The sequence below is a fragment of the Sporanaerobium hydrogeniformans genome, from assembly GCF_002735925.1.
Taxonomy (GTDB): domain Bacteria; phylum Bacillota; class Clostridia; order Lachnospirales; family Cellulosilyticaceae; genus Sporanaerobium; species Sporanaerobium hydrogeniformans.
The window spans coordinates 21,152-46,368 of record NZ_PEDL01000019.1; the positions used below are offsets into that span (position 1 = coordinate 21,152).

A 25,217-nucleotide genomic window follows, 5' to 3' on the forward strand; every position below is an offset into this window, starting at 1 on the left:
AATCACAAAAGACTAATTATAAAATAAAAAATAGTAGAAATAAGTAAAGTTGTTCTACTTGGTCTGATGAAAAATATATAAGGAGTGATTATTTATGAAGAATGTAAAAGATGCAATGAAAGAAATAAACTTATTCAGAAATGAGGTGAATCAATTAAATTCATTATCATTACAGCATCCAGTTGAGGATGCAACTGATGAGATAACAATTGTTCTAAATGAAAATGAAAATCTAGATACATACATTAGACAGTATCACGAGTTTATGGGTGAGAATGAACTTAGTTATTTCAGTGACGTTAGAATATATGAATCAGATGAGATAGAAGACGTACTGGAAAAGATATTAGAAGATATAATAACTGGTCGCATACTAGGTGGAGTTTTGATGACGAGTTATAAAGATATAAAGCATACAGAAGTTACAGGTAGATGCTTTAAAGCATTAATTGAACAAATTAGACTAGAACATGTATGTTATCCTCTTGACTTTTATATAAAAAATGAAGATACAAATAAAGAGTTAGATGAATTAATTAAAACTACTTTACAATTACTGGACAAGAGAGAGATAACAGAAAGAATACAATTTAAGAATGCCATCATAAATGAGATTATTGAATACTATTATATATTTCATGATGTATGGGAAGATTTGAATGCTAAATGGGATGAACGGCTAGAAAAAATGAAACTTGAAAAAGAACAGCAAGATAGGATAGATGAGTTTTACTTAGAAGAGTAATTACATAGCAGTGATAGGCAGTGGCGTCTCAGGGTCAACAAAACTGCCGCAAGCCTTGAAAACTCAACAAAGGGTCAAAGTGGCGTACCAACTGCTTTGCTCTTTGTTGTGGCAAGAGGCTACAACGTCAAAAAAGGAGCGAATAAATGAAGACCAAGAACTTACAAGAACAACTTGAAGAAAAGTTAGAAGATATAGTGCCCATTTCAGATGATGAACTACCAGAAAAAGGAATAATCCTTAATGATGATAAAAACGCTATAAAATACATAAACTGGAACATATTTATTGCTTATTTTCTAACTATTTACACTATCATTTATACAGACTCAAATGTACTATATGTCTATTCTGATAATGTCTACTGGGAACTATCAGAAAATACATGTTTAAGACTAGTGAGAAATTTATTGCACTTATCAATCCCTAATTCTTGGAAAACTGGTTATGAAAAAGTAGTTCTATCTATAATTAAATTGGAAGTCCGTAAGATTTCTAATTTTAATCAAGATATGAAAAGGTTGAATCTGTTAAATGGTATATGGAACATGGAAAAACAAAAATTAAGCAAACATACGCCTAAGTTATACACTTCTAATCAAATTCCAATAACATATCAGCAGGATGCAAAGTGTCCTAAATTTAGAAGATTTTTAAAGGACATTTTTGAGGGAGATAAACAGAGAATCAAACTTGTTCAAGAGATTATGGGATATTCCTTAACTAATCTATCAAAGGCACAAAAAGCATTTATATTTCTAGGAACAGGAGCGAATGGAAAAAGTGTTCTGATGGATATAATGATAAAGCTTGTAGGTATAGACAATGTATCAACATTACCTTTGAGCGATTTTGAAAGTTCATTTAGGAGATGTATGCTAATGGACAAAAAGTTAAATGTTGTAACAGAGGCTGAGTTTAAAACAAATGCTTTTTCGACTAATCAATTTAAAGCTATTGTATCAGGTGATGTAACAACAGGAGAAATAAAAGGTGGGAAGCTCTTTAACTTTAGAGCATACTGTAAGATTGTAATTGCAATGAATGCATTACCTAAAGTTAAAGATAAATCTTATGGTTTTAAAAGAAGAATATGTGTAGTTGTTTTTGATAAAACCATAAAAAAGGAAGAGCAAAATAAGAATTTATTACTAGAACTAAGTAGTGAATTAGATGGGATATTTAATTTTGCATTAAAAGGGTTAAAGCGGTTAGAAGAAAATGACTTCAATTTTACACACTCAGAGAGATGTGAAGAATACATGAACGAATATTTTAAAGAAAATAATCTACTTGAAAGCTTTGTAGATGAGAAGCTGGAGCAAGGCAATAAGAATGAAAGAATAAAGAATCCAGATTTGTATGATGGTTATATAAAGTGGTGCAAAAATAAGAAGATTAATGGTAAGAATTATGCAAAAAAACAATTTACTATGGATTTGAAAAGTGTTCTTAATGATAAAGATATTAATTTTGTAGCAGATAAAAAGAATGGTATAAGAGGTCTACAAGGAATCCGGTGGAAGTAAAAATAAGAACAGCTAAGCTCATTCATCTTGATGAATGAGTCACAGTCGGTGCAGACTGTGACAGGAAGCGAAATACTAAAAAAAGTGCTTGAGCGAGCAAGCCTAAAGCGGCGTCGAGCGTCACTTTTTTGAGTAATGAGCTGGATGCAGGTGTTCAAAAAGAAAAAAGCAAATTCAAAAATAATGCCTCTCATGCCACTGATTTGGAGATAGTCTAGGTTCAAAAGGTGGTTTCGGCAGTGGCGTAGTGGTGGCAGATAGTGTCTATGCAAAGGAGAAAACAATATGTCAAAGAAAAAGATAAAGAAGTTAGAAGAAATAATTGATATAGAAGAATTGAGCGAAGTTGAAGAAGTAAAAGGTAGTGTTCGTAAAAAGAGTAAAGGTGGATTTGGGGTAATAAATACTCCAACAGGAAAAAGAGTTACACTAACTAAAAAAATCTATGGCAAATTGAAAGAACCAGAAGCAGTACAGGTAGCACTCTTAGATGAAGAAGTGTTAATAGGTGAAGTAATTCCAAATTGCAAAGAATCGCACCTAGTTAGACAAACGTCAAATGGTGGAGGGGTATGTATATATTGTGCAGGACTAGTTAAAGCAATTACAGAAAAGTACCAGTTAGATTTTAGTGATTGTTCTTCTATGACGTTTTCCGATATTGAGTACTGCCGACAAGATGGAAAAAGGATAGCAGTAGTACATATGGTTAAAGAAGATGAAGAAGACATGTATGAAGGAGGGGAAGAAGACTATGAATAAAGAGTATGAATGTTTTTTGGGAATGCTTGCAGAGCTTGTGATTCAATATTATACAAAACAAAAGCAAAATGATGCTGCTTAGTGAGTATTATACAAGAAGGAGGATCTGTAAATGGAGAAAGAATTAGAGCAAGAAATATTAGAATTATGGAGCAGAAGGAGTAAGAGTATAAGGCAGAAGCAAGAAGGATTGAGCGAAAAAGTACCACGAGCAAAATTTATGGTGCTACCTAATATAAGTGATGGGAAAGGAAACACATATATAAGTATTTTGGTAGAAGGTATTGTTTTGGAATCTGTGATTGATTATAGACCAGAGCAATTCCAAATAAGCGGAATTATTAAAAGATGGCGAAACAGAGATATGCCGATGGTTATTAAAGAATGTTATTTGAATCGAAGTGTACATAAAAAATATAATGAAAGGGGAATATTGGTTAAAGAAATAATAACGTATGATTAGCAGTAGATATAAAGAAATATTGAAATTCACCTTTGAGGGATATAACTTCATCTACAGACCTATATTATTTTAATGATAATAATAGGAAAGGAGACACTTAATATGCTGAGAAAAGTAGTAGGCTACATACGAGTTAGTACACAAATGCAAGTAGAAGAAGGTTTCAGCATAGAAGGACAGAAACAACAAATACTTGAATATGCTAAAAAACACAATATGGAAGTTGTTGGTTTCTATGTAGATGAAGGTATCTCGGGAAAAAGTATTGAAGGAAGACATGCACTTAAAAAACTATTAGATGATACCAAGAAGGGTTGCTTTCAAGAGGTCATTACATGGAAAGTCAGTAGAGTAGCAAGAGATGTAAATGACCTCTTATATTTTATTAAAGAACTTAATAATGAAGATATAGTATTAAGAAGTATCAGCGAAAACATCTCTACAGAATCTGTCAATAGTACCTTTTTAGTTCAAATGATGGGTGCTGTTGCAGAACTTGAAAGAAAGGTGATTACAGAGAATGTTAAACTAGGGATTAACCAGAAGCTAAGGGAAGGTTGGTACAAGGGAGCACCTGTTCTAGGGTATGATATTGTTCCAAAGAAATTATGTAAAGAAAATCATATTGAAACAAACTTGCAAGTAAATAAAGAAGAAGCAGAAGTGGTCAAATTAATCTTTAATCTATATGAACAAGGAAAAGGCTATAAGGCTATTGTTAATGTACTTAATACAAACAACATAAAAACTAAAACAGGTAAAAATTTTAGTATTGGCAGCATCAATAAGATTTTAAATAGGAGACTTTACACAGGAGAAATAGAGCACAAAATCAATGGAAAGATAGAAATTGTCCAAGGAAAACATGAACCTATCATCACCATGGAACAGTGGCAGGAAACTAGAAAAGATACTTTAAGGGAACACAAAAAAAGAGAAAGTAGGATTTTTACATTATCAAAACTATTAAAATGTCCTCAATGCAAAAGTACAATGGTGGGTGGATCGTCAGTAGGAAGAAGAGGAAAGAAATATTACTATTACCTTTGTGAAGATCACTTGAATAAAGGTAAGGCAGTATGTAAAGCAAATTCGGTTCCGGCAGATAGAATAGAAGAGGAAGTATATAGGGAATTAGGCAGGCTTATTAACCAACCTCAAATAGTAGAAGAAGTGTATAGAAAAATTAATACCTATAATGCTGATTATAGACAGAAGATGAAAATGCTTAATGAATTTGCAAGTAAAAAAGAAGTATTAGAAAAAAGAAAACGGTTATTAATGAAGCAATTTGAATTAGATAAGCTTTCAAAAGAAACCTTTATAGTAAGTATTAATGAAATTAAAGAGCAACTTGTAACAATGGAACAGACAGAGAAGGAGCTACAGCAATACTTAAGCGATAACGCAAAAGCAATAATACCGTTAGAAGATATTAAAGAGGTCTTTCAAAATTTGATAGAGTTATTAAAGAAGCAGGAACCAAAGCAAATAAAACAATTATTAGTATATATTATTAATGAAATTGTAGTAGATGAAAAGAAATACTTAAAGCACATTGAATTTAAAATAAAAGGTCAAAAATTCTATCTAGATGCTAAGGAGGAGATGGAAGATGTCAGACAAGCTAGATAAGCCACAAGAAGTCAGAGTAGCTCTCTATGCCAGAGTATCAACAGAAGAACAAGCATTACATGGTTTTTCAATAGAGGCACAGCTTAATGTATTAAGAAATTACTGTAAGCTTTATAATAAGAAGATCGTCAAAGAGTATGTTGATAGAGGTATTTCGGGAAAATCTATAGCAGGCAGGTATGAACTACAACAGTTGTTAAAAGATGCAGAGTCAGGCGAATTTGATGAAGTATTGGTATGGAAGATTTCAAGATTGGCTAGGAAAGTTATAGACTTACTACAGATGGTAGAAATATTTGAAAAGAATGATGTAGTATTTCGTTCATTCTCAGAGAACTTTGAAACAGAAACACCTATGGGAAAGTTTGCACTTCAAATGATGGGTGCAGTTGGTGAGCTTGAAAGAAATACTATTGTTGATAATGTAAAGTTAGGTATGGCACAAAGAAGTAGACAAGGCAGATGGAATGGTGGTATCTGCTTGGGTTATAAGAGTGAAGCAGTAGACTCTAGTAATAAAAAAGATACTAGATTAGTGATTGTACCAGAAGAAGCTACTATTATAAAGAAGATATTCAATATGTATGCTAGTGGCAAAGGACTAAGAGCTATTGCTAATAGTTTAAATAAAGAAGGTTACAAAACCAAAAGAGGTAATACTTTTGATACAGCATCTATAAAGGAAATTATATTGAATCCATTATATGTAGGAAAGATAAGATTTAATAGATATGAAAATTGGAGCGAACGAAAGAGAAAAGGTAAGAGTGAGAATGTCATTTTGGCAGATGGTGTTCATGAACCTATTATCACACAGGAACTATGGGATAGAGTACAAGCTATTCAAAAGTCAAAAGCAGACAAGCCAATGAAGAACTATGAGGGTAATTACATATTAACTGGACTTATGAAATGTCCATTCTGTGGTGCAACTATGGTTGGAACAAGAACAAATAACAAATTGAAAGATGGCACTAAGAAAGTCATTAGATACTATTCATGTGGAGCAGCTAGAAGTAAGGGAGCATCAGTATGTGGTTTCCATAGTATTCGAGCAGACTATGCGGAGCAATATGTGTTAGATAGAATTAATGTAGCAGTAACACACCCTGAACTACTAAAGAAGTTAGTTGATAAAGTAAATGCTCATAAGAAAGAGATGGTCAAACCATTGCAAGAAGAACTTCAAGCTAACAAGCAAGCTATAGAAAAGGTGAAGGCTAGTCGTGACAAATACCTGAACCTATTTGATGAAAAGCTCATTGACCAAGAGCTGTTGACAGAGAGGCTTCAAGAGCTGAATCAAGAGTTTGAGAGGCTAGTCAAACGTCAAAACGAATTAGAAGTAAGTCTCAATGGGTGTGACTTAGAGGAGCTGACCTATGAGTATGTGCAAGAGGTCATGAGCCACTTGAACGAAATCTTGCAGGATATGCCTAATGATGAAAGAAAAGCATTTTACCATATGATTATAGAAGAAATAGTAGTAAGTCAGGAGAAGCAAATAGAAGTGATAAAATTGAAAATAGATGAAGAGGTTCAAAAAGAATTTATAAAGCAATCCCCATCCGAGACACAATCGGATGGGGATATTTTTATACAGATAGATATTGTAATATGATTGGAACAAAAGAAGGAACAAAAATATTGACAAAAATCTGAAAAAGGTATAAATTGTATTTAGACAACAAAGTGGAACAAAAGATGGAATAAGGTTTGTTAATGTGAGAAAGGGGGGGGAATATGAAGGATAAACTTTTGGGAATTGGAATAGTAGTAGTACTTATGCTTGTTTTATGCAATTTGCCAGAAATTATAGTTTTCATTTATCCAAACAATATCTTGAGGGTATTTACTTATGGGATATTAGGTGGATTATATGATCTTGGGGTAGTAATTGTATCCATTTACATAGGTTTTGGAATAATAGGAATTGCAATTTCAGAATTAATAGAACGTATTAAAGACATTTTTGGAAAATAATAAATGTGGGAGGTTATAATCTCCCACATATACTTAAATTAGGCGGAGGAAATAGAATGAATACAGCAAGTATAAGAGAATGTAAAGGGACGGATTATTTATCAGTAATATATAGACATCCTGTAAAAAAGGATGCAAAAGGGAATGCAGGGTTAAGAGTAAGGAGAAGCCTTGGAACAAAAGATAGTGATATAGCAAATGAATTAGTGGAAGAGATGAATGTAATATTAGGTGATAAGTATTGGTGGGATGTGCAGAAACGAGTTGAGGCATCTAAAAGATTTTCATCCGTTATAGTTAGTGCTTTTTATGATTTTTTTGATGATGAAGAGATGAATTATGAAGAAGTAATAGAAGAGAGCATACCTGCTAAAAGGTGTACCAAAGTATTATTAATGGGAAGTACGGGAGCAGGAAAGACTAGTTTATTAAGGCAATTAATTGGAACACAGAAAGATAACTTTCCATCCACGTCAAGTGTAAGAACAACTACAAGTGAGATGGAGATAGTGTGTGTAGAAAGTAATGAATATATAATCTTGGTTAAGTTTATGAGTAGAGAACAGGTCGCGCTCTATGTAGAAGAGTGTATACAACAAGGAGTTAAAGAATATTTGATTCAAACTAAAAATGCTACATGTAGTAATATAGTAGTGAATAAAGTAGAAGAAGCATTTCTAAATCATAAAGATTTAACAGTAAGACTTGCATATATATTAGGGAAAAAATATATTGATGAAGAAATTGATGAAGATGAAGAGATAGTTGATGATGAGGCGGAGGAAAATGATAAAGAGGAGGAAATATTAAATGATAATTCTATTAAGAATAGGATAGAGTATTTTATAGAGGAGATAATAAAAATTGGAGAAAAAGTAAGAGAAACTATTAAGGATATAGTAGATAATGAAATTGAGGCAGATAGTATAGAGAATAGAATAAGTGAAATGCAAGAATACATAGATTTAGTTGAAGAGATTGTAGAAGATATTATGGTACGCTTTAAACAAATAGTATCTATTAAGGGTGGAACAATTATTGACCAAAAAAGAGAATGGATTAGATTATGGAGATATTCAACACAATCTAAAGCAGAATTTATTAAAGTATGTAAGTTGTTTACAAGTAATAATCGGTTTTATTGGGGGAAATTACTTACTCCAATAGTAGAGAAGATAAGAATAGGAGGAGCATTTAAACCTATAAGTCAGAATGAAGTTAAAGACATTATGTTTATTGATAGTGTAGGATTAGGACATGCTATTAATACGAATTCTATACCGACTGTTCCCACAGTACTAACATCAAAGTTTAAAGAATGTGAGAAAATATTGTTAGTTGATAATGCAAAGCAAGCATTATTGGCAAGTTGCCAAAAAGCAATAGAAACTATAATTTCAAGTGGAAATATAAAGAAGTTGATAATCTGTAATACACATATGGACCAAGTTAAGGGACAAAATATGAGGAGTAAAAATGAAAAAATAGCATATATAAATAGTGCATTAAAAGTATATTTAAATAAACTAAAAGAAAGTAGCAATGTCCTTAGTGATGAAGAAATAGGTGAATTAGTAGATAGAACCATTTATATTTGGGGACTGAATAAGAAAAATATAGGTGAATATAGTAATGAGCAGATTCAAAATTTACTAGGAGGACTTGTAAGTGCAACAATAAAGGAACAGGAGCAATATGATATAAAGGAAACATCATCCAATACAAAGGAAATACAATATGATGCAGGAGAAATTGTTAATAGTATTACAAAGGCAGTCAAAGAATTTAGAGACAAATGGGATTTGATTTTAGGGATACCTTATAAAACATATAGAGCAGAACATTGGACTAGAATAAAGGCTTTAAGTAGGAGATTAGCATATTGGGGAATGGATAATTATAATAATGAATTAGCTCCTATAGCTGATATACTGTATGAGTTATCAGTAGAACTGAGTAAATGTTTTTCTACACCATATAATATAAGTCAGTTTGGTGATGAGACAAAAGATATAACGGAACGAATTAACATAATAAAACAAAATGTATTTGCAGATTTACACATGACTATGAGCCAGAGAATTTGGGATAGGGATTATTCTTGGAGTGGAGAATATCAAGGTGAACTCAAACAAAAAAAGAGATGGCAAATTGCATGTGATTACTGGGGAGAAGGTTCTTCATATCGTAGAAAAGATATGATAGAAAATGTGTTGGCTATTGGAGTACCAAGATTAGGAAATCTGCATGAGATAACAGAAGATCTTAGAGAAAAAGAGTTAGTAGTTGATATACTAGCTATTATTAAGAGAAATTTAGCAGATAATAATGCTAAGATAGGAAGATATAAACCATATGTATAGAAGGGGGAAAACGCTTATCAAGTAAATAATACAATAGATAAAAACCGCCAGTTATTTAGGTGAGGAGAACCTTACCATAAATAAATAAGATTTTTTTTAGAAGTATTGAGAATACTGGATTTTAGATTTGTTAATAGGGGATAAAGATATAAAAAATAAATACTTTAAGTAATTGATAGAGAGCCATATGCTCTCTATTTTTATGATAGAAAATGAAAGTTATGATATAATCGAGTTAGAAATAACGATACTTTGACTAGAATGAACGGCATAAGAGAAACTATAAATTAATGAAAAAAGATATGAATAATATGCACGATAAAAATTATAAAAACCCTATTCTCTAACAAGGATATTTTCTTGAATCTTATCAGTGATTTTACTGAAGAACAGTGGAAGAAAGAGCTTACATCAGATAATTTAACTTTAGTGAACAAATCCTTCATATTGGCTGATTATGAAGAAGTAGAAGCAGATATTGTGTACCAAGCATAGACTATAGTATGCCTATTAGACCTTTGATGTATATGATTGAGATTTGGCGAGAAGTACTAAAAGGAATAAGCAAAGAAAAAATCAAGAAAAAATACTTTAAACTGCCAGCTATTGTGCCGATAGTAACATATAATGGGAAGGATAAATGGAATGACCACTTACTTTTAAAGAGAAGATTAGAAAACATGAACTGTTCGGAGATAAACTATTAGATTTTGAGTATGTACTGCTAGAGGTAAATAGATATGAGAAAGAAGTTTTTTTACAAAAAGAGAGTATTTCATCAGAAATTTTCTTACTAGATCAGAAGGTTGAGTATGAATAGGTTAGCTACTATTGTAAAAGCGTTTAATAAATTAACATCTGAAGAAAAATTACAGCTTAAGAACTGGTTAGCCCATATCTTAAGTGAAGAGATAAAAGACGAAGTTATCACTGAAAAAAATAAGAGATTTTTTAAAAGAGACTTTTGGCATAGATTAATTTCTCTATATTATAATAATATACCTAAAATGCAGAGCTAGAGCAAAATAATAATGTTTTAGCTCTATATTTTTTTGACTTTAATCAAAACAGAAAGGAAAAAAGAAATGAGAAAATCAATACAAACATATAAGCCAAAAGAACTTGCCAATATGTTTCTATTACATACTAATACGATTAGATTTTATGAAAGGATAGGCTTTATTTCAAAAGCTAAACGAGGCCCCAATGGCTATCGTCAATATACCGAAAAACATGTTTTACAGATGAGGCTAGTCAGATACATATTTGCATATCCATTTACAAACCATCAAATCCGAGACAGAGGAGGTAAGTTGATTAAGAAGATTGCAGAGGGGGACTTAATAGCAGGAAGGCAGGAAACTCAGGCTTATATAGCTTGTATTAATAAGGAGATTGATAAGGCAGAAAACACAATACATATTTTACAGGAGTGGGCAAATGATAAGGGAGCAAGAGTAAAAAAAGAAAAAGCAAAGAAAGAGGTTCAAAGCTATACACGAAAAGAGATGGCAAATTTATTAGGAACGACTGTGGAGGCGGTGCGTAATTGGGAGCGCAATATGCTTATAAAAACAGAGCTACGAGGCAAAAACAATGAAGTATTATTTCAAGATACAGATTTAAATAGGATGAAGATCATTTATATGCTACGCCAAACCGGATACAGCATATCTGCAATCCACCGGTGTCTAGCAATGTATGATAAAGGACAGGATAAAAACTTAGTAGGAGTACTTAATACATTAGAACAAGAAGGGCTATTATCAGCAGGTGATGCATGGAATGAGCAGTTGAAAAAAGTAAAACAAGATGCAGAGAAAATCCCTTTATTAATTGAAGAGATGGGTCAGTTAGTAAATTAACTTTACAGTAGTACACCACCCCTGCTTTTAGATATAGACTACTATTAAAGCATGCTTCAATAGTAGTTAGAATAAATAAGATAGAGGTGGTAGGATGAAAATAGAGGACTTATTAATAGAAATCGTAAAAGAGCGACCAGTAGGCACAGAGAATAATGAAAAGATAATAGCTTTGCTAAAAGAAGAATTCTTAGCATTAGGGTGTAGTGTGACAGCATTACCATTTAAATGTTTGGTTTGGAAAAAAGGAAGTTCTACGTTTAAAATAGGTGATATAGAATTAAAGATTGAGGCAAGTCCATATTCAGCTGCGTTTGATGGTACAGGAGAGGGTATTGTTATAGATGAACTAGCAGCATTACAAACAACACCTTTAAGAGACAAAATTATTATTTTACGTGGAGAAGCCACGCAAAAGGCTATGCAGCCTAAAGATTATCCATTTTACTATCCTGATGAAGATAGAAATGTGATTTTAAGATTAGAAAATGAGCGACCTAAAGCAATATTAGCTCTGACAGGTCAGTCACAACTTAGCGGGATGAATCCTTTTCCCATGTTTACAGATGGGAATTTTTCTATTCCTTCTGGATACATGAGTGAGAGTAAATGGGAGCAAATTAGACAGCTATGGCCAGCAGATAACAAATTATCAATAAGAATAGTTTCTGAAAACATACAGGTACAAAGTAGTCAACTGATTGCACACAAAGAGGGAGTAAACTCTAAAGAAACGATAGTAGTATGTGCACATATGGATACACAATATGAGACTATGGGAGCACTTGATAATGCTACAGGTATTGCTATTCTAATAGCACTTATGCAAAAATTAAAAAGAATAGAGTGTGCATTTGATATAGAGTTCGTACCCTTTAATACGGAAGAATATTTTGGTGCAAATGGCGAAGTCAGTTATCTTAAGTATCTAGATAACGAGCAAAAGAGAATTTCATTAGTTATTAATATTGATTCACCATGTCACATTGGTTCAAATAGTGCGATATCTTACTATAATATTCATGAAAATCAGAAGTATATTATTGATCAAACAATAACATTACATGAATGTATTGAAAAGGGAGAATCTTGGTATGCAGGAGATCACTGTGCCTTTGCATTTAGAGGGATATCTTGTCTAGCTGTTTCTTCTTCAGATTTATTTGAGGGTGCATTAGCACATATACATACACCTAAAGATACCATTAAGGATGTTGACAGAGAGTTAATTGGAGGGACTGTTGACTTTTTAGTTGAGTTAGTTAAAAACTGGAGCAAGATATTGGACAAATAAGAATTAAATAAAAACATCCTCTTAGCGAGGTGCGAAGAACCATACCATAAATAAGTGAAGTTTTTTGAATAAGGTATTATTCTTTAGTAAAAAGATATAAAAATTTAAAAATATTTATTATAATTCTAAATTAAAAAGGGAGCTGGGTTTATTCTATTCGCAATAGTGGTTTACCTTATACAATCTAACGGTTTATAAAAGTGAAAAAGTAAGTAATAAAATGTGGTTATACCGGCAAAGGCATTCGTTGCTCTATTCCAAGCGGCAAGGACACCTCTGCATGGAAGCCTTTTTCATCGGCATATAGATTGATTACGCCGTCATACCGTTCGACGGTTTCTAGGATGGAGGAAATGCCAAGACCGAAGCCGTTTCTCTTAGAGGATATGTAGTTTCCTTCTCTAGTTTTCAGTTCGCCGTCAAAGCTGTTGTCTACAACAAATTCAAGTTGACCGTCCTGCACCCGTCCGGCGATAAAAATGGTCTTATCCCCGATTTGCTGGCGCTGGCAGGCTTCCACTGCATTTTCCATTAGATTTCCAAGAAGACCGCACAGATCCACAATGGGAAAATTCAGCACTGTAGGAAGCAAAAGTCTTGCGCGGAACTGGATGCCAGCAGACTGTGCAAGATTACTATAATACTGCACGAGCGCGTCGAGTTCAATGTTTTCTGTTAGGCGGCCAAGCCTATTGCCTTCGTTGATTTCCGTAATACCCCGGATATAGTTCTCCAATTCCTCACAGCGTCCTTCTCCAGCAAGTGTCATAAGGGTACGTAAGTGATGTCTAAAATCATGACGTAGCTTGGCACTCTCCTCCACCTTCTGGTTCATCTGTCGCAGATGTTCCACCTGCATGGTCAGCTGACGTTTCATCTGCCGCTGTTCCTCCGCATAGATAAGGCTGTGCCGATAGCCCATGGTAATATCATACCCTAGCACCACGCCGGTTGCGATGACAAGACTTAAACTGCCCCATTCCTGAAACCAACCGCTAAAGATTGGCTCGTAGTTCGGCAGGAGGCGATCCCAGATAAAGGCGCAAGCATAGACAATATCCGCATAGAGCAGTAGGGTCGCCTTTGGGGTATTTTAGTATACCGCCATAGCAACAGTAAACAAAAGATAAACGGCGGTAAGTAGCTTGAAGCCGAAAACCAAATTGGAAAAGGCAAGCATCAACGGCAGTGTAAGCTGTGAGGCAAACAATCCGTAAACAAACGCTATTACACAAACCAATCCTGCAAAAGTGCCACTGATTATCTGCAGGACTCTTTTGGTGTCGCAAATACGATTGTGAAGAATCATCACAAATAGCGTTACCAGATACCCACTGACCAGTTCTACTGTGTACCATGGCTGAATCGGCAGCGGCAGAATACTATGCACCACACAGTAGGAAGTAAACACTGCGGTTGAAAGGCACAAAAGGAAAAAGAGCCAGATATTATTCCCTCTACTAGTACGAATGGCAAGATAAAAGCTAAAAATAGCAAGCATGAGTGTCATCGTAACCAAAATCAGGCAAATACCAAATCTTAATCCCCGGATTGTGTAAACATTCAGAGGTTCACCAAAGGCAGGCGGATAAATAAGGCCACTGTATATAAAGGAGTGGTTGCTGACCGCCAGCAGAAGTGTTACCTTGCCGGAGGCTTCAAAGGTGATAATACGGCATTGGGTTTGATCCTGATAATCGTTTGCGTCTGGTTCGCCCATTTGTAGCTTCAGTTTATCATCAATGTAAAATGGGTAGGCAGAATAGATTTCTGGCAGCTCAAGCGCATAGGTATGCTCCTCCTCTGGCAGATACAGTGTTAAGGCGTAGCTGGCATTTCCATGAGGGGAGCGGCGGGAATTGCCCATGGAAAAATTAGACGTTTCTCCGATGGACAGGTACTGATAATCATCCCCTTGTTGCTTTAAGGTTTCCGGTGTCAGCAGACGATCCACATAAAAACGCCAGCCGTCTCGCAGATAGCGGATGGGTGTGTCCGCCCAGTCTGCTTCTGAAACATACAGCGCACCATTAATGGCCTGAGGATCGGCTTTTGTGTACTTGTTATCAAAATGGTATAAGGCGAGGAACAGTGTAGAGGAAAGAGAAACCATTAGAAGCAGTGCCAAAGACTGTTGTAAGACAAGAGTTTTTTTATCCATGGCATTTCCTCCTAAAAAATGTAATCTTTTCAGAAGTTAAAAGCAAGCCTCTGATAAGGGAAATCTGAAATATCTGCTTCATATTCCCTCCCCCCGCAGCGAACCGGCGGAGAGGCTCAGACGTTGCTGCTGTACCTGCCGTTGTAGGCGCCTGCTAACCGGAAGTTGCTCACCATTTTTCAAGATGAGATAATCGCTACCAAGCTCCCGCACTTCCTTTAGATTGATCACAATGCCCTTAAAGCAGGACATAAATTGCGGAAAAGTGCTTAGTTGGTCGGAAAGCTCTGAGAAGCTGCCGGATACCGGAACAAGGCAGTCCTTTAAATGAATGCAGGCACAGCGATTCTGATAATCAGCATAGAGAATCCTGTCCAACTTGATTTTTAGCGGCTGATTCCTTGTAGTAACCGAGATGGTAGGGACGTTCTGCGACTCTGCAATTTTGCAATAGTGTAGTGCCCTTGATAGCTTTTCTAGAGTGGCTGGCTTTAGGATGTAGTCCGCTACCCGGACATCGTAGCTTTTTACACCAAATTCCGAACTGGTGGTAAGGAAAATAAGATTGAGGTTCTCATCAAGCTACCGAATTTCTTTGAAAGAGGATTGGTAGTTGTTTTTTATTTTTATAAGGAAATTTTTATAAGAAAAGGAGGAGGTCGCGTGAATGTCGCATTGTGTGCAGTGTTCTTAGAAGAGGACATCTGGGAAAACTGTGTGGTGATGGCAGCTCTCTCACAAAGGATTGAAATTACGGAGTGTAATAGCGTTAAATCACTGCTAAAGATATTGGAATTACTGCTCATTGTCGTATTAAACGGTGTAGCGGGACTGGAAGCAGTACGTCGTATCAGGGAAAAAGCACCAGACATTCCTCTTCTATGGATTTCCGACGAGGATTATAGCCTGTTCGGCTATCAGTACCGTGTGACCTATTTTCTGCGCCGACCGGTATCCGATGTCCAGTTGCGGGAAGCAGTGGCAGGCTGTCTGAAGCTTTCGGAAAAAGGAGAAGAAGAAACTGAAAAATGACAAAAAACATTGTGCTGTGTGGAATAGAGGGAGAACTTATCAGTACACTGGAACGCTACGGCAATATCGTGTTCTCTGCTTTTTTGACGAACCAGAATGGCGCAGTAATGTAAAGCTGGTCTTTTTTAAAAGGGTATCATTAATTTATACTTTTTACACTACGTCCTGTTTTGGGGCGCTTACATAAGGTCATGTAAAAAGTAGATTCTTATAAGGCATTATGTTCGAGATTAATAAAAAATAGCTTTTACAACTTACGCATACGCGAAGCTGTAAAAGCTATTTTAGTTAGAGTGTAAAACTGTTGATTTTTTCTTGTAGCTGTTCTGATAAACGGTATAAATCAACTGCGTGTTGTGTGATTTCATCCATAGTAGCTGAGATTTGTTCTGAAGAAGCAGTTACCTCTTCGGTTGCGGAAGCGGATTCCTCGGATACAGCGGATATGTTTTCAATTTGCTCTACTACATTATCTTTGTTTGCAGTGATTTCATCGGTAGTATGCTTAATCTTAGTAACCTTTTCAGATAATACCCGAATTGCTTCCATGATTTCATCAAATAAACTTTGGGTTTGATTTACAAGTTGAACCTGATCTTTTACGTTCTGGTTAGTAATCCCCATGGCTTCTACGGAAAGTGCAGTTTTCTGATTGATGTCTTGGATGATATTTTTGATTTTAACGGTGGATTCTTTGGATTGTTCTGCCAAAGCTCTAATTTCGTTGGCAACGACAGCAAAGCCTTTGCCACTTTCACCGGCTCTCGCAGCCTCAATAGATGCATTTAATGACAGTAAATTCGTTTGTGCTGTGATAGTGTCAATGGTATTGGAGATGGCATCAATTTGCTTCATACTTTCGCTAGTTTCTGTGACCAACACAGATACATTTGTTGTGGATTTCATGGTGCTGTCCGAATTTTGCATTAACGTTTGTACATGATTGAGGCCTTGAAGCGTTAGTTTTTTTGCGTTGTTTGATAACTCATCTATGATGTCAGTAGATTTGTCGATGAGGTTTAGTTTATCTGCAAGGTCAGAGATATTGGATGCACTTGTCATAGCATATTGTGCTTGCTCCGTTGCGCCCTTTGCCACTTCATCAATTGCACGTGTAACCTCATTAATAGAGGAATTCGTTTCTTCAGCCATACTTGAGAGGGTTACGGAAGAATCAAGAACGGATGTGGATACTTCGCTGACATTTTGAATGAGTCCTGAGATGTTTATCGCCATATCATTAAAATGGCTACCTAGTAGCTGAAACTCATCCTTGGAACGTATCATGACCCTAGTTGTTAAATCTCCATGGGATAAACGGTCAAACGAGGTTAATAACAACTTAATATTCTTAGCGATTGGAGTACTAAATAGAATAGCTACAAGGATAGCTATTATTAGTGTGATGAAGGATACCAGCATTAAGGTGTTGCGAATTGGATTCGTATCCCTAGTGAGTTCAGAGTGATTTAGTCCTGCAATCACTTTCCAACCAGTGACTTCGCTTGTATCATAGATTGCATATTTATCTTTACCTTCATATGTATAGGTAGAAAATCCACTGGAATTATCTTTGATTTCTTTCCAATAAGGATAGGTCGTAATGATGTCAGAATTAATAAGCGTAGTATCAGGATGGGAAATCACCCGTCCATTCTGATCTGTAATATAGATGTAACCATTATCGCCGATTGTAATATCTGAGAGGGAAGTTGAAAATTCGCTAAGATCAACATCCATACCCACTACTCCCACAACTTTTCCTGCTATTTGGGTTGCACAAGAAAGTGAAATAACAAGATCTCCAGATCCTGTATCAGTATAGGGATCTGAGATAATAATGGTACCAGGGGTTTGTACAGCTTGTTGATACCAGTCTCTCGTTTTGTGATTGAAGTCACTTGGAATATCAACATAAGGGTCGGTATAAAACAAACCTTGTTCAGTTCCAACATAAACATTTAAGATATTAGAATCAGTGGACTTAATATTTGCGATTAAGCCCTTTCCAAAGCTTAGATTTTGGTTGTTATCCGCTTCGATTAAGTTGGTATCGTTAGCTAGAACTTTAAGTAGATTAGTCATGCCTGTAAAATAGTTGTTGATGCCTCGTGTGATTTCTTTCGTGGTTTGGGTACTAGTAGTTTCTAGCTTCTTTGTTAAAACATTAAAAGAAATAAAGTAAGAGCTAATTCCGGTTATTAACACTGGAATTAAGCTGATTGCGAGTAGCATTGTAAGTAGCTTGTATTTCATCGTAAGTAGCTTGTTCATGATTTTTTTCATATTGTAACCACCTCCATATATAATTCTTTCTTTTTACTCAAACTTATTAAGATTAACATAGAATGATAGATAAGTCAATCGGAATCGGCAGTGCTTACAAAGACGCTGTGAAAGCCATGCAGCAGGCTGGAATTATGATGGGCGGCAGTGACAATAAGTTCAATCCAAAGGGGAATGCCACCCGTGCAGAGGTTTCCTCTATGCTAGGGGTTATATCAAGCTCCCCATCAGCCCTGCGACAGCTCAACTTCTTTATTGTTGGGATTAATCATTATTTAATTTAGCTTTTAGAGAATCTATTTGGCGTAATAGCCATGAGATAACTTGTTTTTTATCTTTAGTAATGGGCGGAATCTTATCCCAAATATCCTTGAGGTACTCTTCAAAGGCCCTAACAACTGTGGGTTCTTCTATGCGTAGTCGCATTCTTGGTATGATTTTAGAAAACTCAAAGGTTTCGATTAATACAGAATGCCCTTCTTTAACTAAACAAAATAAATCATGGTTCTTGATTAGATTTTCTGCATCAGGAGGTATAAAAGCGATATTAAAATTTTTAAAGGTTCGTAAAAGATAGATGATATTCTCTAGGAAATCTATAAGTTCTTGAACTTCTAAATGTATTTTCTCTAGTCCCATATAGTCGTATAAATAAAACTCTTGGTGTCTAATTAAATCGTGAATAGAGGGAACTAAATAAATATCATTATATTCATAAATAGTTACATTGGCTTTAAAGATATCTAAACGCTGGTGATAAAAGCTTAAAATATCTTGTATAATATTAGGTGAAAGCCCCTTTTTTTGTAATAATTTTGTGTATAAATCAATAGGGAGCATTAATACGCTAAAACTATATTTATAGAGAAAACGATTACCCAAGTTTTTTTCTGTTTCTACTAAATAATAGCCGTAGTTAATGTTCTTTTGATTTGAATAGTAATTTAAAAGAGGTTTGGAATGAAGAGAAATAAATTCTTTAAAATGCTTTTGTAAGATATTTATAGCAACTGGATTTTGTATATAAAAGGCATAACTATTTTTTAAACTCACATTCATAGATATAAAAGATAAAGCTCCTAGGTTGGGAACTATAATATTTTCATCGAAGAGTGTAGTATTTTCATATTTGTAGGTGTAATGTATAGTAAACTTTCCGGTCACGATAAGTGGAAGGATAAAGTGTATAAATTTTATCATCTTACCTACGTTTTTATTTAAATTAATTAAAAGAAGTATATGCCATCCGTTAGCTATAACCTTAAATAAAATATCTCTATAAAGACCAAGGTTTTTATAATGATGGTCGGAGATATTCAAATCATTGTTATAGGTAATATAAATTGTTTCATTATTTTTGCTTTTTTGTTTTGAAGCGACCTCTAGTAGAGTGATAGCTCTAGAAAAAGTACTCTCAAAACCTAAAATTAATTTATCTTCACTAGAAAAATCCACAGAAGGAATAAGCGTATTATCTATAGCTTTTGAGATGTCATGAACCATAATAGGTTCTTTTTTTTTTGTTTTTAATAGAATAACCTTGAGCTTCCAATAATATAATTTCAATTTTTTTCTCTAAACTATAGCCAATATCTTCGGGTTTATCCATAGTAAAAAATAGTTCATCAATCTGCTTTTCTTGAAATGAGTTTTTAATATGTTTACAGATGTATTCACTTATTTGTTCTATATACAACGTATTATAAGGAGGTATTCTTTTGCCATTAACCCAACGGTTAACAAGAGAGTTATCTATAGTGATAGCTCTAGATAGGCGATTAATACTAATCCCTGAAATAGATAGTAATGTGCGTAGACAATCAGAAAACAGCATGTGTTTAATCATGTTGTCGGTTCTCCCTTAGTAGTAAAATCTAAAAATATCCTAACAATACTATAAAACATATTGTGCCATAAATAAATATAAATTTACATAACTCTGTCACAACGCTGTCCTAACTCTGTCCATGACAAAGAACTCTATGATACCCCACTATTTACTGGAATAGTATATTATAGAGTTGCAATGTGACAGAATAGAATACAATCTAGCAGCATACAACAAAAAACAATATTTAAATGGGTGGAGGGAGATAGATGTTAAGTTTAAAAAGTATTAAAACAAAGTTAGTCCTATCTTTTGGGATTTTACTGGTATGGATTTGTATAGGACTCAGCATTATAGCCTATAGGGTTTCGGCTAATGCCATAACTACCAATATTGATGTATCATTGAGTGAAATTGCTACAAGAGACGCTAACGTGGTTAAAATGGGAATAGAATTACAACTCAATACTTTAGAGGCTTTGGCTGAAAGTCATTGGATGAAAGATAGTACGCTGACAGTAGATGAAAGATTAGATTTATTGAAGGATGAAGTGAGTAGAAGTAACCATATAAGTATGTTCATTGCAGATAAACAAGGGAATACGAAAGATACGAAAGGGCAAATGGGAAATGTATCTGATAAAGCGTTTTTCCAAAGAGCATTAGCAGGAGAGAGGAACGTTTCAGACCCTAGTATAAGTAATATAGATGGTAGTTTAACCCTATATTATGCAGTACCTATTAGGGAGGGTAAAACAGTAAAGGAAGTATTGGTGATTGCTAGAGATGGTAATGTGCTGAGCGATTTTATCAATAGTATGGCCTATGGAGAAAAAGGTGAAACCTTCATGCTTAATAAAGAAGGAACCCTAGTAGCACATAAAGATAAGTCTATGGTCAGAGACATGTATAATGTTAATGAAGCTTTAGAAAAAGATCCAAGTTTAAAAGGATTAGTAGAATTACATGAACTTATGACTAAAGGAGAAACAGGTGCAAGAGAGTATACTTTTAAAGGGGAAGAGAGGTATGCAGGATATGCTCAGGTTCAAGGAACTAACTGGTTTCTTGCCACTGTTGCACCAAAAGATGAAGTGATGCACAAAGTTTCTGAGCTTAGCCTAGCAATGTTCGGTATTTCAATTCTTTTTTTAGTAATCAGCATTATACTTACATTATTAATTGCAAATAATATTGCTAATCCGATAAAGGTAGTCTCCAGTTTCTTGGAAAAAGTAGCAACTGGAGATTTTAGAGGAAGTATATCTGAAAAGGATCTTAATCGAAAAGATGAGGTAGGAGTTCTTTTTCATTCTGTTAAGAGTATGCAACAATCTATAAAGGATACGATATATGAAGTTATGCGTGAATCAACTAACATAAGTCAGGGGCTTATTGCGATTAATAAAGAGATGGGAGAGCTGAATATAAGTATAGAAGAGATTTCAGGGACTACAGAAGAACTCTCTACAGCAACAGAAGAAACAGCTGCATCTAGTGAAGAAATGAGTGCTACATCATCAGAAATAGGAAAAGCAGTTGAATCGATTGCAACCAAAGCTCAAGCGGGTGCAATAACGGTGAATAATATTAATAACACAAGTAAAAATATGAAGAGTAATGCTGTGGCTTCAAAGGAAGATGCTATTAGCATATATACAAAAACAAAGGAGAATTTACAAACAGCCATTGAGAAATCAAAAGCTGTCAATCAAATTGATGAACTCTCTGGCTGCATCCTTGAGATTACGGCACAAACTAACTTGGTAGCATTAAATGCAGCCATTGAGGCAGCAAGAGCAGGTGAAGCTGGAAAAGGTTTTGCAGTTGTTGCAGAGGAAATTAAAAAATTATCAGAGAGCTCTAAACAGTCTGCTATAAGTATACAAGATGTCACGAAGATCATTTTGGAAGCAGTAAATAACCTTTCTGTTAGTTCAGCAGAAATCATGAAATTTATTGATCAAAAGGTTTTAAAAGATTATGATACATTAGTTAGTACAAGTGAGAATTATAGTAAAGATGCGTGGGTTATTAATGATATGGTAACAGATTTTAGTGCTACCTCAGAAGAGCTTTTAGCTTCTATACATAACATGGAAAGAGCCATAGAGGAAATAGCAAGTGCAGCAGGTGAACAATCGCAAGGTGCGACCAACATAGCCGAGGAGGTTAGTGGCATAACTATTAAGTCAGACAATGTTGTACGCCTAACGGAGACAGCTAGGTCTAAATCAGAACGATTAGTACAGGTTGTTTCGAAGTTCAAAATATAAGTTCTTCTTCTGTTAAATACTGTAGGATGCTATTTAGTAAGCATTCTACAGTACTTTTAATAAGTAGGTAATAAGTATATTGACGATATCACTAATTAGTGATATATTTAATCTATGGAAAATGTTAAAAAATTAATCAGTGAAAATCAATTAGCACTATCCACTTTAGTTGTCTTTACCAGAGCGGAGCGTGTCATTCATAAGAAGGAATTTGAAACAATTAAAAAGAGCGGATTAACACCAGCTCAATTTGGAGTTTTAGAAGCACTGTATAATAAAGGAGATTTACGAATCTATGAGTTAATAGAAAAAATATTAACCACATCTGGCAATATAACTGTAGTCATAAAAAACTTAGAAAAGGATGGTTTAGTAAAGAGAAATCTAGACACTAACGATAAAAGGTCTTGTATCATATCCTTAACAGAAAAAGGAAAGAAGGTTATAGAAAATATTTTACCAGGGCATATTGAAAATATAAGACATATTTTTGATACCTTAACAGATGAAGAGAAAATAACTTTAAAGACGATTCTTAAAAAGTTTAAAAACATATAACCCTATTTTTTTAAGCAACTATCACTAGTTAGTGATAGTTAACGAGTGAAAGGAGGGAAAACAATGAAAAATTTTAGAACCATAGAGAAGGTATTTAGAGGGCCGGAAGTACATATGGTTGGAGATGGTTTTAGAGTCTCTCAGTATTTACCGGCTGGAACCAACGGTATGAAGCGATTATCTCCATTTATATTACTAGATTATCATCCCCCTTATTATTATGAGCCATCATTAACTAATCGTGGTGTTGGGGCTCATCCACATCGAGGATTTGAAACGGTAACCATTGCTTATGAAGGCAAAATTGAGCATCATGACAACAAAGGAAATCATGGTATCATAGGACCTGGAGATGTGCAATGGATGAGTGCTGCATCAGGCATTATGCATAAGGAATATCATGAAACTCAGTTTAGTAAGCAAGGTGGCATTTTGCATATGATTCAGCTTTGGGTGAATCTACCTAAAGCTAAAAAAAGAACAGAGCCTAAATATCAAGCTTTATTAAAAGAGAACATGGGAAAAGTGGAGCTTGAAAACAATCAAGGTGAGATTAGTATTATTGCTGGTGAGTATAACAGTGTTAAAGGACCAGCAAGTACTTTTACCAAAATCAATTTATATAATGTTAATCTAAGAAATAATGGAAAAGTCTTGTTAAATGAATCAAGTACTTTTAATACAGGAATACTTATTTTAAAAGGTAAGATTAAACTTAATGAAGATAAGATATATGAGGAAGGCGATTTTATTGTATTTAACAATATAGAGGGTAGTATTTTAGCCGAAGCTATAAGTGAAGAAGCACTATTTATCGTTCTTAGCGGAGAGCCAATAGATGAACCAGTTGTATCGTATGGTCCATTTGTAATGAATACAAGGGAAGAGATCTACGAGGCCTATGAAGACTTAGAAAACAATAGATTTGGGACAGACATATTTTAACCCAAAACCATATTACAAAAAAGAGGAGCAAGAAATTATGAATAAAGTATTGTACATCAAAGCAAACATTAAAAATGAAGGACAATCAAGAACTTTTAAAGTATCTGATCGTTTTATAGAAGAATACAAGAAAAATAACCCACAAGATGAAGTCTTTGAACTGGATTTATATAAAGAGAATATAGATTTCTTAAGACCAGATGATTTAGGAAAAATTTTTGGACCTAAAGATGAGGCAAGTAAAGAGAGTCCACTATTAAAGTATGCTTATCAATTTGCAGAGGCAGATAAATATGTATTTGCAGCACCTATGTGGAATTTAAGCTTCCCAGCTATTTTAAAAGCTTATATAGACTATATCAGTGTGGTAGGAATCACATTTAAGTATACTGCAGAAGGTCCAGTAGGACTTCTTCAAGGCAAAAAAGCAGTCCACATTGTATCTAGAGGTGGGGAATATGGTAATGCACCATATGAAATGGGTGACCGTTACCTTAGAACGATTTTAGGTTTCTTTGGGATAGCAGACATAGAGACTATAGCCATTGAAAACGTAGACGTAGTCGGCGTTAATGTAGATGAAAAGATTGAAGAAGGCATTAGCAAGGCAAGTTTACTTGCAAAAGAATTTTAAGTATAATCATAAAAGATAAAATGAAAAGGGGTACTATAAAACGAGTAAAGGTTTTATAGTACCTTTTGTAGTTAAAGGAGCATAGCTTATGTCTAAGTATTATCAAACGTCACAAGTCGCCAAATTAGTAGGGGTTCATCCTAATACAGTAAGGCTTTATGAAGAGTGGCAACTTATTACTAAACCAAGTAGAAAAGCTAATGGTTATCGCATTTATACGGATGAGCATATCAGTCAGATTTGCTTACTAAAGGTAGCTTTAAGAGGAGAAGTTCTACAGAATGGTTTAAGAAAGCGTGCTATTGAAATTGTAAAAGCAGCAGCAAAACAAGACTATGAGAAAGCCCTTCAGCTTAATGACTGTTATTTAAACGAAATAGCTTTAGAAAAGGGAAAAGCAAAAGAAGCTATTCGGGTGGCAGAGTTGATGATTAGAAATGTTGGTCTAGAACAAAGACTTTCTTTAACAAGAAAAGAGGCAGCCGATTATCTAGAAATAAGTATAGATACCCTTAGAAATTGGGAATTAAACGGATTATTAACTGTTAAACGTAGTGCAAATGGCTACCGTATTTATGATGAAAAGGATATTCAAAGATTAAAGCTTATTCGTACTTTAAGATGTGCTAATTATTCTCTCATGTCTATTTTACGTATGCTAGAGGCATTAGAGAAAAATAATCAAATTGACATCAAAAAAGTCATAGATACACCAGGGCCCACAGAAGAAATTATTTCTGTATGTGATCATTTACTATCATCTCTTGATGAATTAGAACAAGATGTTTTGCAAATGAAGCAGCAACTATTGATAATGAGACAACAATTTAATGATAAAATTTTTCCATAAACCCTCCA

26 protein-coding genes are annotated in these 25,217 nt (G+C 34.4%); 20 read left to right on the forward strand and 6 right to left on the reverse strand.

The window, feature by feature from the left end; genetic code table 11:
* The first annotated feature begins 94 nt into the window (after positions 1-94).
* The 13 genes from CS063_RS14155 to CS063_RS14210 all read left to right on the forward strand — a co-directional run bounded on the left by CS063_RS14155 (position 95) and on the right by CS063_RS14210 (position 12,639).
* Complete coding sequence (locus CS063_RS14155; RefSeq protein WP_099450352.1) at positions 95-745, forward strand: hypothetical protein; 651 nt, start codon at positions 95-97, stop codon at positions 743-745.
* Between the two features lie 146 nt (positions 746-891).
* Positions 892-2,274: a DNA primase family protein gene (locus CS063_RS14160; RefSeq protein WP_099450353.1), complete on the forward strand. Its 1,383-nt coding sequence runs from the start codon at positions 892-894 to the stop codon at positions 2,272-2,274.
* A 285-nt stretch (positions 2,275-2,559) separates the two neighbouring features.
* The gene (locus CS063_RS14165) at positions 2,560-3,036 is read left to right on the forward strand and encodes a hypothetical protein (RefSeq protein ID WP_099450354.1); all 477 of its coding nucleotides are present in this window, start codon (positions 2,560-2,562) and stop codon (positions 3,034-3,036) included.
* A gap of 112 nt (positions 3,037-3,148) precedes the next feature.
* Entirely contained in the window at positions 3,149-3,499 is a 351-nt protein-coding gene (locus CS063_RS14170; RefSeq protein WP_099450355.1) for a hypothetical protein, read from the forward strand.
* Between the two features lie 102 nt (positions 3,500-3,601).
* Complete coding sequence (locus CS063_RS14175; RefSeq protein WP_180270808.1) at positions 3,602-5,134, forward strand: recombinase family protein; 1,533 nt, start codon at positions 3,602-3,604, stop codon at positions 5,132-5,134.
* A complete protein-coding gene (locus CS063_RS14180; RefSeq protein WP_099450357.1) occupies positions 5,115-6,755 on the forward strand; it encodes a recombinase family protein in 1,641 nt (546 codons plus the stop codon). Before CS063_RS14175 ends, CS063_RS14180 begins: the two co-directional genes overlap by 20 nt.
* Positions 6,756-6,877: 122 nt before the next feature.
* Positions 6,878-7,117 (forward strand): hypothetical protein, encoded by a 240-nt coding sequence (locus tag CS063_RS14185; RefSeq protein WP_099450358.1) that lies wholly within the window; start codon positions 6,878-6,880, stop codon positions 7,115-7,117.
* A 56-nt stretch (positions 7,118-7,173) separates the two neighbouring features.
* Positions 7,174-9,480 carry a hypothetical protein gene (locus CS063_RS14190; protein ID WP_099450359.1) on the forward strand — a complete coding sequence of 769 codons (2,307 nt, stop codon included), beginning with the start codon at positions 7,174-7,176 and terminating at the stop codon, positions 9,478-9,480.
* Between the two features lie 360 nt (positions 9,481-9,840).
* Positions 9,841-9,975 (forward strand): hypothetical protein, encoded by a 135-nt coding sequence (locus CS063_RS17910; RefSeq protein ID WP_308415523.1) that lies wholly within the window; start codon positions 9,841-9,843, stop codon positions 9,973-9,975.
* A gap of 8 nt (positions 9,976-9,983) precedes the next feature.
* The gene (locus CS063_RS14195) at positions 9,984-10,187 is read left to right on the forward strand and encodes an Rpn family recombination-promoting nuclease/putative transposase (protein ID WP_099450360.1); all 204 of its coding nucleotides are present in this window, start codon (positions 9,984-9,986) and stop codon (positions 10,185-10,187) included.
* Between the two features lie 105 nt (positions 10,188-10,292).
* The gene (locus CS063_RS14200; protein WP_099450361.1) at positions 10,293-10,499 is read left to right on the forward strand and encodes a hypothetical protein; all 207 of its coding nucleotides are present in this window, start codon (positions 10,293-10,295) and stop codon (positions 10,497-10,499) included.
* A gap of 66 nt (positions 10,500-10,565) precedes the next feature.
* Positions 10,566-11,345 carry a MerR family transcriptional regulator gene (locus tag CS063_RS14205; RefSeq protein WP_308415524.1) on the forward strand — a complete coding sequence of 260 codons (780 nt, stop codon included), beginning with the start codon at positions 10,566-10,568 and terminating at the stop codon, positions 11,343-11,345.
* 94 nt (positions 11,346-11,439) lie between these two features.
* Positions 11,440-12,639, forward strand: a complete 1,200-nt coding sequence (locus CS063_RS14210; RefSeq protein ID WP_099450362.1) for a M28 family metallopeptidase — start codon at positions 11,440-11,442, stop codon at positions 12,637-12,639.
* Between the two features lie 226 nt (positions 12,640-12,865).
* Here CS063_RS14210 and CS063_RS17915 read toward each other — a convergent pair whose 3' ends face one another.
* The 3 genes from CS063_RS17915 to CS063_RS18165 form a co-directional block, all read right to left on the reverse strand.
* Positions 12,866-13,516, reverse strand: a complete 651-nt coding sequence (locus CS063_RS17915; RefSeq protein ID WP_308415525.1) for an ATP-binding protein — start codon at positions 13,514-13,516, stop codon at positions 12,866-12,868.
* Between the two features lie 216 nt (positions 13,517-13,732).
* Entirely contained in the window at positions 13,733-14,800 is a 1,068-nt protein-coding gene (locus CS063_RS17920) for a hypothetical protein (RefSeq protein ID WP_308415526.1), read from the reverse strand.
* Between the two features lie 78 nt (positions 14,801-14,878).
* On the reverse strand, positions 14,879-15,178 hold the full coding sequence (locus CS063_RS18165; protein ID WP_308415527.1) for a LytTR family DNA-binding domain-containing protein: 300 nt from the start codon (positions 15,176-15,178) through the stop codon (positions 14,879-14,881).
* A gap of 285 nt (positions 15,179-15,463) precedes the next feature.
* Here CS063_RS18165 and CS063_RS14225 point away from each other — a divergent pair, with 285 nt between their 5' ends.
* On the forward strand, positions 15,464-15,832 hold the full coding sequence (locus CS063_RS14225; protein WP_099450363.1) for a response regulator: 369 nt from the start codon (positions 15,464-15,466) through the stop codon (positions 15,830-15,832).
* Positions 15,833-16,120: 288 nt separating this feature from the next.
* On the opposite strand, the gene CS063_RS14230 is transcribed toward CS063_RS14225, so the two are convergent.
* Complete coding sequence (locus tag CS063_RS14230; protein ID WP_099450364.1) at positions 16,121-18,118, reverse strand: methyl-accepting chemotaxis protein; 1,998 nt, start codon at positions 18,116-18,118, stop codon at positions 16,121-16,123.
* A 134-nt stretch (positions 18,119-18,252) separates the two neighbouring features.
* Between CS063_RS14230 and CS063_RS14235 the strand changes: the two genes are divergently transcribed.
* A complete protein-coding gene (locus tag CS063_RS14235) occupies positions 18,253-18,402 on the forward strand; it encodes an S-layer homology domain-containing protein (RefSeq protein WP_408640897.1) in 150 nt (49 codons plus the stop codon).
* Here CS063_RS14235 and CS063_RS14240 read toward each other — a convergent pair.
* Positions 18,383-19,621 (reverse strand): hypothetical protein, encoded by a 1,239-nt coding sequence (locus CS063_RS14240; RefSeq protein ID WP_099450366.1) that lies wholly within the window; start codon positions 19,619-19,621, stop codon positions 18,383-18,385. The two genes, CS063_RS14235 and CS063_RS14240, sit on opposite strands and share 20 nt — an antisense overlap.
* Entirely contained in the window at positions 19,611-19,964 is a 354-nt protein-coding gene (locus tag CS063_RS14245) for a helix-turn-helix domain-containing protein (protein ID WP_099450367.1), read from the reverse strand. The genes CS063_RS14240 and CS063_RS14245 overlap by 11 nt, the downstream gene beginning before the upstream one ends.
* A 251-nt stretch (positions 19,965-20,215) precedes the next feature.
* Here CS063_RS14245 and CS063_RS14250 point away from each other — a divergent pair, with 251 nt between their 5' ends.
* The 5 genes from CS063_RS14250 to CS063_RS14270 all read left to right on the forward strand — a co-directional run bounded on the left by CS063_RS14250 (position 20,216) and on the right by CS063_RS14270 (position 25,209).
* Positions 20,216-22,222, forward strand: a complete 2,007-nt coding sequence (locus CS063_RS14250; protein WP_099450368.1) for a methyl-accepting chemotaxis protein — start codon at positions 20,216-20,218, stop codon at positions 22,220-22,222.
* A gap of 114 nt (positions 22,223-22,336) precedes the next feature.
* Positions 22,337-22,780, forward strand: coding sequence for a MarR family winged helix-turn-helix transcriptional regulator (locus CS063_RS14255; RefSeq protein WP_099450369.1), 444 nt, complete (start codon positions 22,337-22,339; stop codon positions 22,778-22,780).
* Positions 22,781-22,843: 63 nt separating this feature from the next.
* The gene (locus CS063_RS14260; RefSeq protein ID WP_099450370.1) at positions 22,844-23,725 is read left to right on the forward strand and encodes a pirin family protein; all 882 of its coding nucleotides are present in this window, start codon (positions 22,844-22,846) and stop codon (positions 23,723-23,725) included.
* A gap of 37 nt (positions 23,726-23,762) precedes the next feature.
* Positions 23,763-24,359, forward strand: coding sequence for an FMN-dependent NADH-azoreductase (locus CS063_RS14265; protein ID WP_099450371.1), 597 nt, complete (start codon positions 23,763-23,765; stop codon positions 24,357-24,359).
* A gap of 88 nt (positions 24,360-24,447) precedes the next feature.
* Complete coding sequence (locus CS063_RS14270) at positions 24,448-25,209, forward strand: MerR family transcriptional regulator (protein ID WP_099450372.1); 762 nt, start codon at positions 24,448-24,450, stop codon at positions 25,207-25,209.
* Positions 25,210-25,217: the final 8 nt, after the last annotated feature.

Bases quoted from the DNA above. Each gene is read 5' to 3' on its own strand.
- CS063_RS14260 (WP_099450370.1), top strand. From the start codon at position 22,844: ATGAAAAATTTTAGAACCATAGAGAAGGTATTTAGAGGGCCGGAAGTA.
- CS063_RS14250 (WP_099450368.1), top strand. From the start codon at position 20,216: ATGTTAAGTTTAAAAAGTATTAAAACAAAGTTAGTCCTATCTTTTGGG.
- CS063_RS14255 (WP_099450369.1), top strand. From the start codon at position 22,337: ATGGAAAATGTTAAAAAATTAATCAGTGAAAATCAATTAGCACTATCC.
- CS063_RS14185 (WP_099450358.1), top strand. From the start codon at position 6,878: ATGAAGGATAAACTTTTGGGAATTGGAATAGTAGTAGTACTTATGCTT.
- CS063_RS14265 (WP_099450371.1), top strand. From the start codon at position 23,763: ATGAATAAAGTATTGTACATCAAAGCAAACATTAAAAATGAAGGACAA.
- CS063_RS17915 (WP_308415525.1), bottom strand. From the start codon at position 13,516: ATGAAACGTCAGCTGACCATGCAGGTGGAACATCTGCGACAGATGAAC.
- CS063_RS14270 (WP_099450372.1), top strand. From the start codon at position 24,448: ATGTCTAAGTATTATCAAACGTCACAAGTCGCCAAATTAGTAGGGGTT.
- CS063_RS14210 (WP_099450362.1), top strand. From the start codon at position 11,440: ATGAAAATAGAGGACTTATTAATAGAAATCGTAAAAGAGCGACCAGTA.
- CS063_RS14205 (WP_308415524.1), top strand. From the start codon at position 10,566: ATGAGAAAATCAATACAAACATATAAGCCAAAAGAACTTGCCAATATG.
- CS063_RS14180 (WP_099450357.1), top strand. From the start codon at position 5,115: ATGTCAGACAAGCTAGATAAGCCACAAGAAGTCAGAGTAGCTCTCTAT.
- CS063_RS14240 (WP_099450366.1), bottom strand. From the start codon at position 19,621: ATGGTTCATGACATCTCAAAAGCTATAGATAATACGCTTATTCCTTCT.
- CS063_RS14200 (WP_099450361.1), top strand. From the start codon at position 10,293: ATGAATAGGTTAGCTACTATTGTAAAAGCGTTTAATAAATTAACATCT.
- CS063_RS14160 (WP_099450353.1), top strand. From the start codon at position 892: ATGAAGACCAAGAACTTACAAGAACAACTTGAAGAAAAGTTAGAAGAT.
- CS063_RS14195 (WP_099450360.1), top strand. From the start codon at position 9,984: ATGCCTATTAGACCTTTGATGTATATGATTGAGATTTGGCGAGAAGTA.
- CS063_RS14155 (WP_099450352.1), top strand. From the start codon at position 95: ATGAAGAATGTAAAAGATGCAATGAAAGAAATAAACTTATTCAGAAAT.
- CS063_RS14190 (WP_099450359.1), top strand. From the start codon at position 7,174: ATGAATACAGCAAGTATAAGAGAATGTAAAGGGACGGATTATTTATCA.
- CS063_RS14235 (WP_408640897.1), top strand. From the start codon at position 18,253: ATGATGGGCGGCAGTGACAATAAGTTCAATCCAAAGGGGAATGCCACC.
- CS063_RS14175 (WP_180270808.1), top strand. From the start codon at position 3,602: ATGCTGAGAAAAGTAGTAGGCTACATACGAGTTAGTACACAAATGCAA.
- CS063_RS14230 (WP_099450364.1), bottom strand. From the start codon at position 18,118: ATGAAAAAAATCATGAACAAGCTACTTACGATGAAATACAAGCTACTT.
- CS063_RS14165 (WP_099450354.1), top strand. From the start codon at position 2,560: ATGTCAAAGAAAAAGATAAAGAAGTTAGAAGAAATAATTGATATAGAA.
- CS063_RS14245 (WP_099450367.1), bottom strand. From the start codon at position 19,964: ATGATTAAACACATGCTGTTTTCTGATTGTCTACGCACATTACTATCT.
- CS063_RS14170 (WP_099450355.1), top strand. From the start codon at position 3,149: ATGGAGAAAGAATTAGAGCAAGAAATATTAGAATTATGGAGCAGAAGG.
- CS063_RS17920 (WP_308415526.1), bottom strand. From the start codon at position 14,800: ATGGATAAAAAAACTCTTGTCTTACAACAGTCTTTGGCACTGCTTCTA.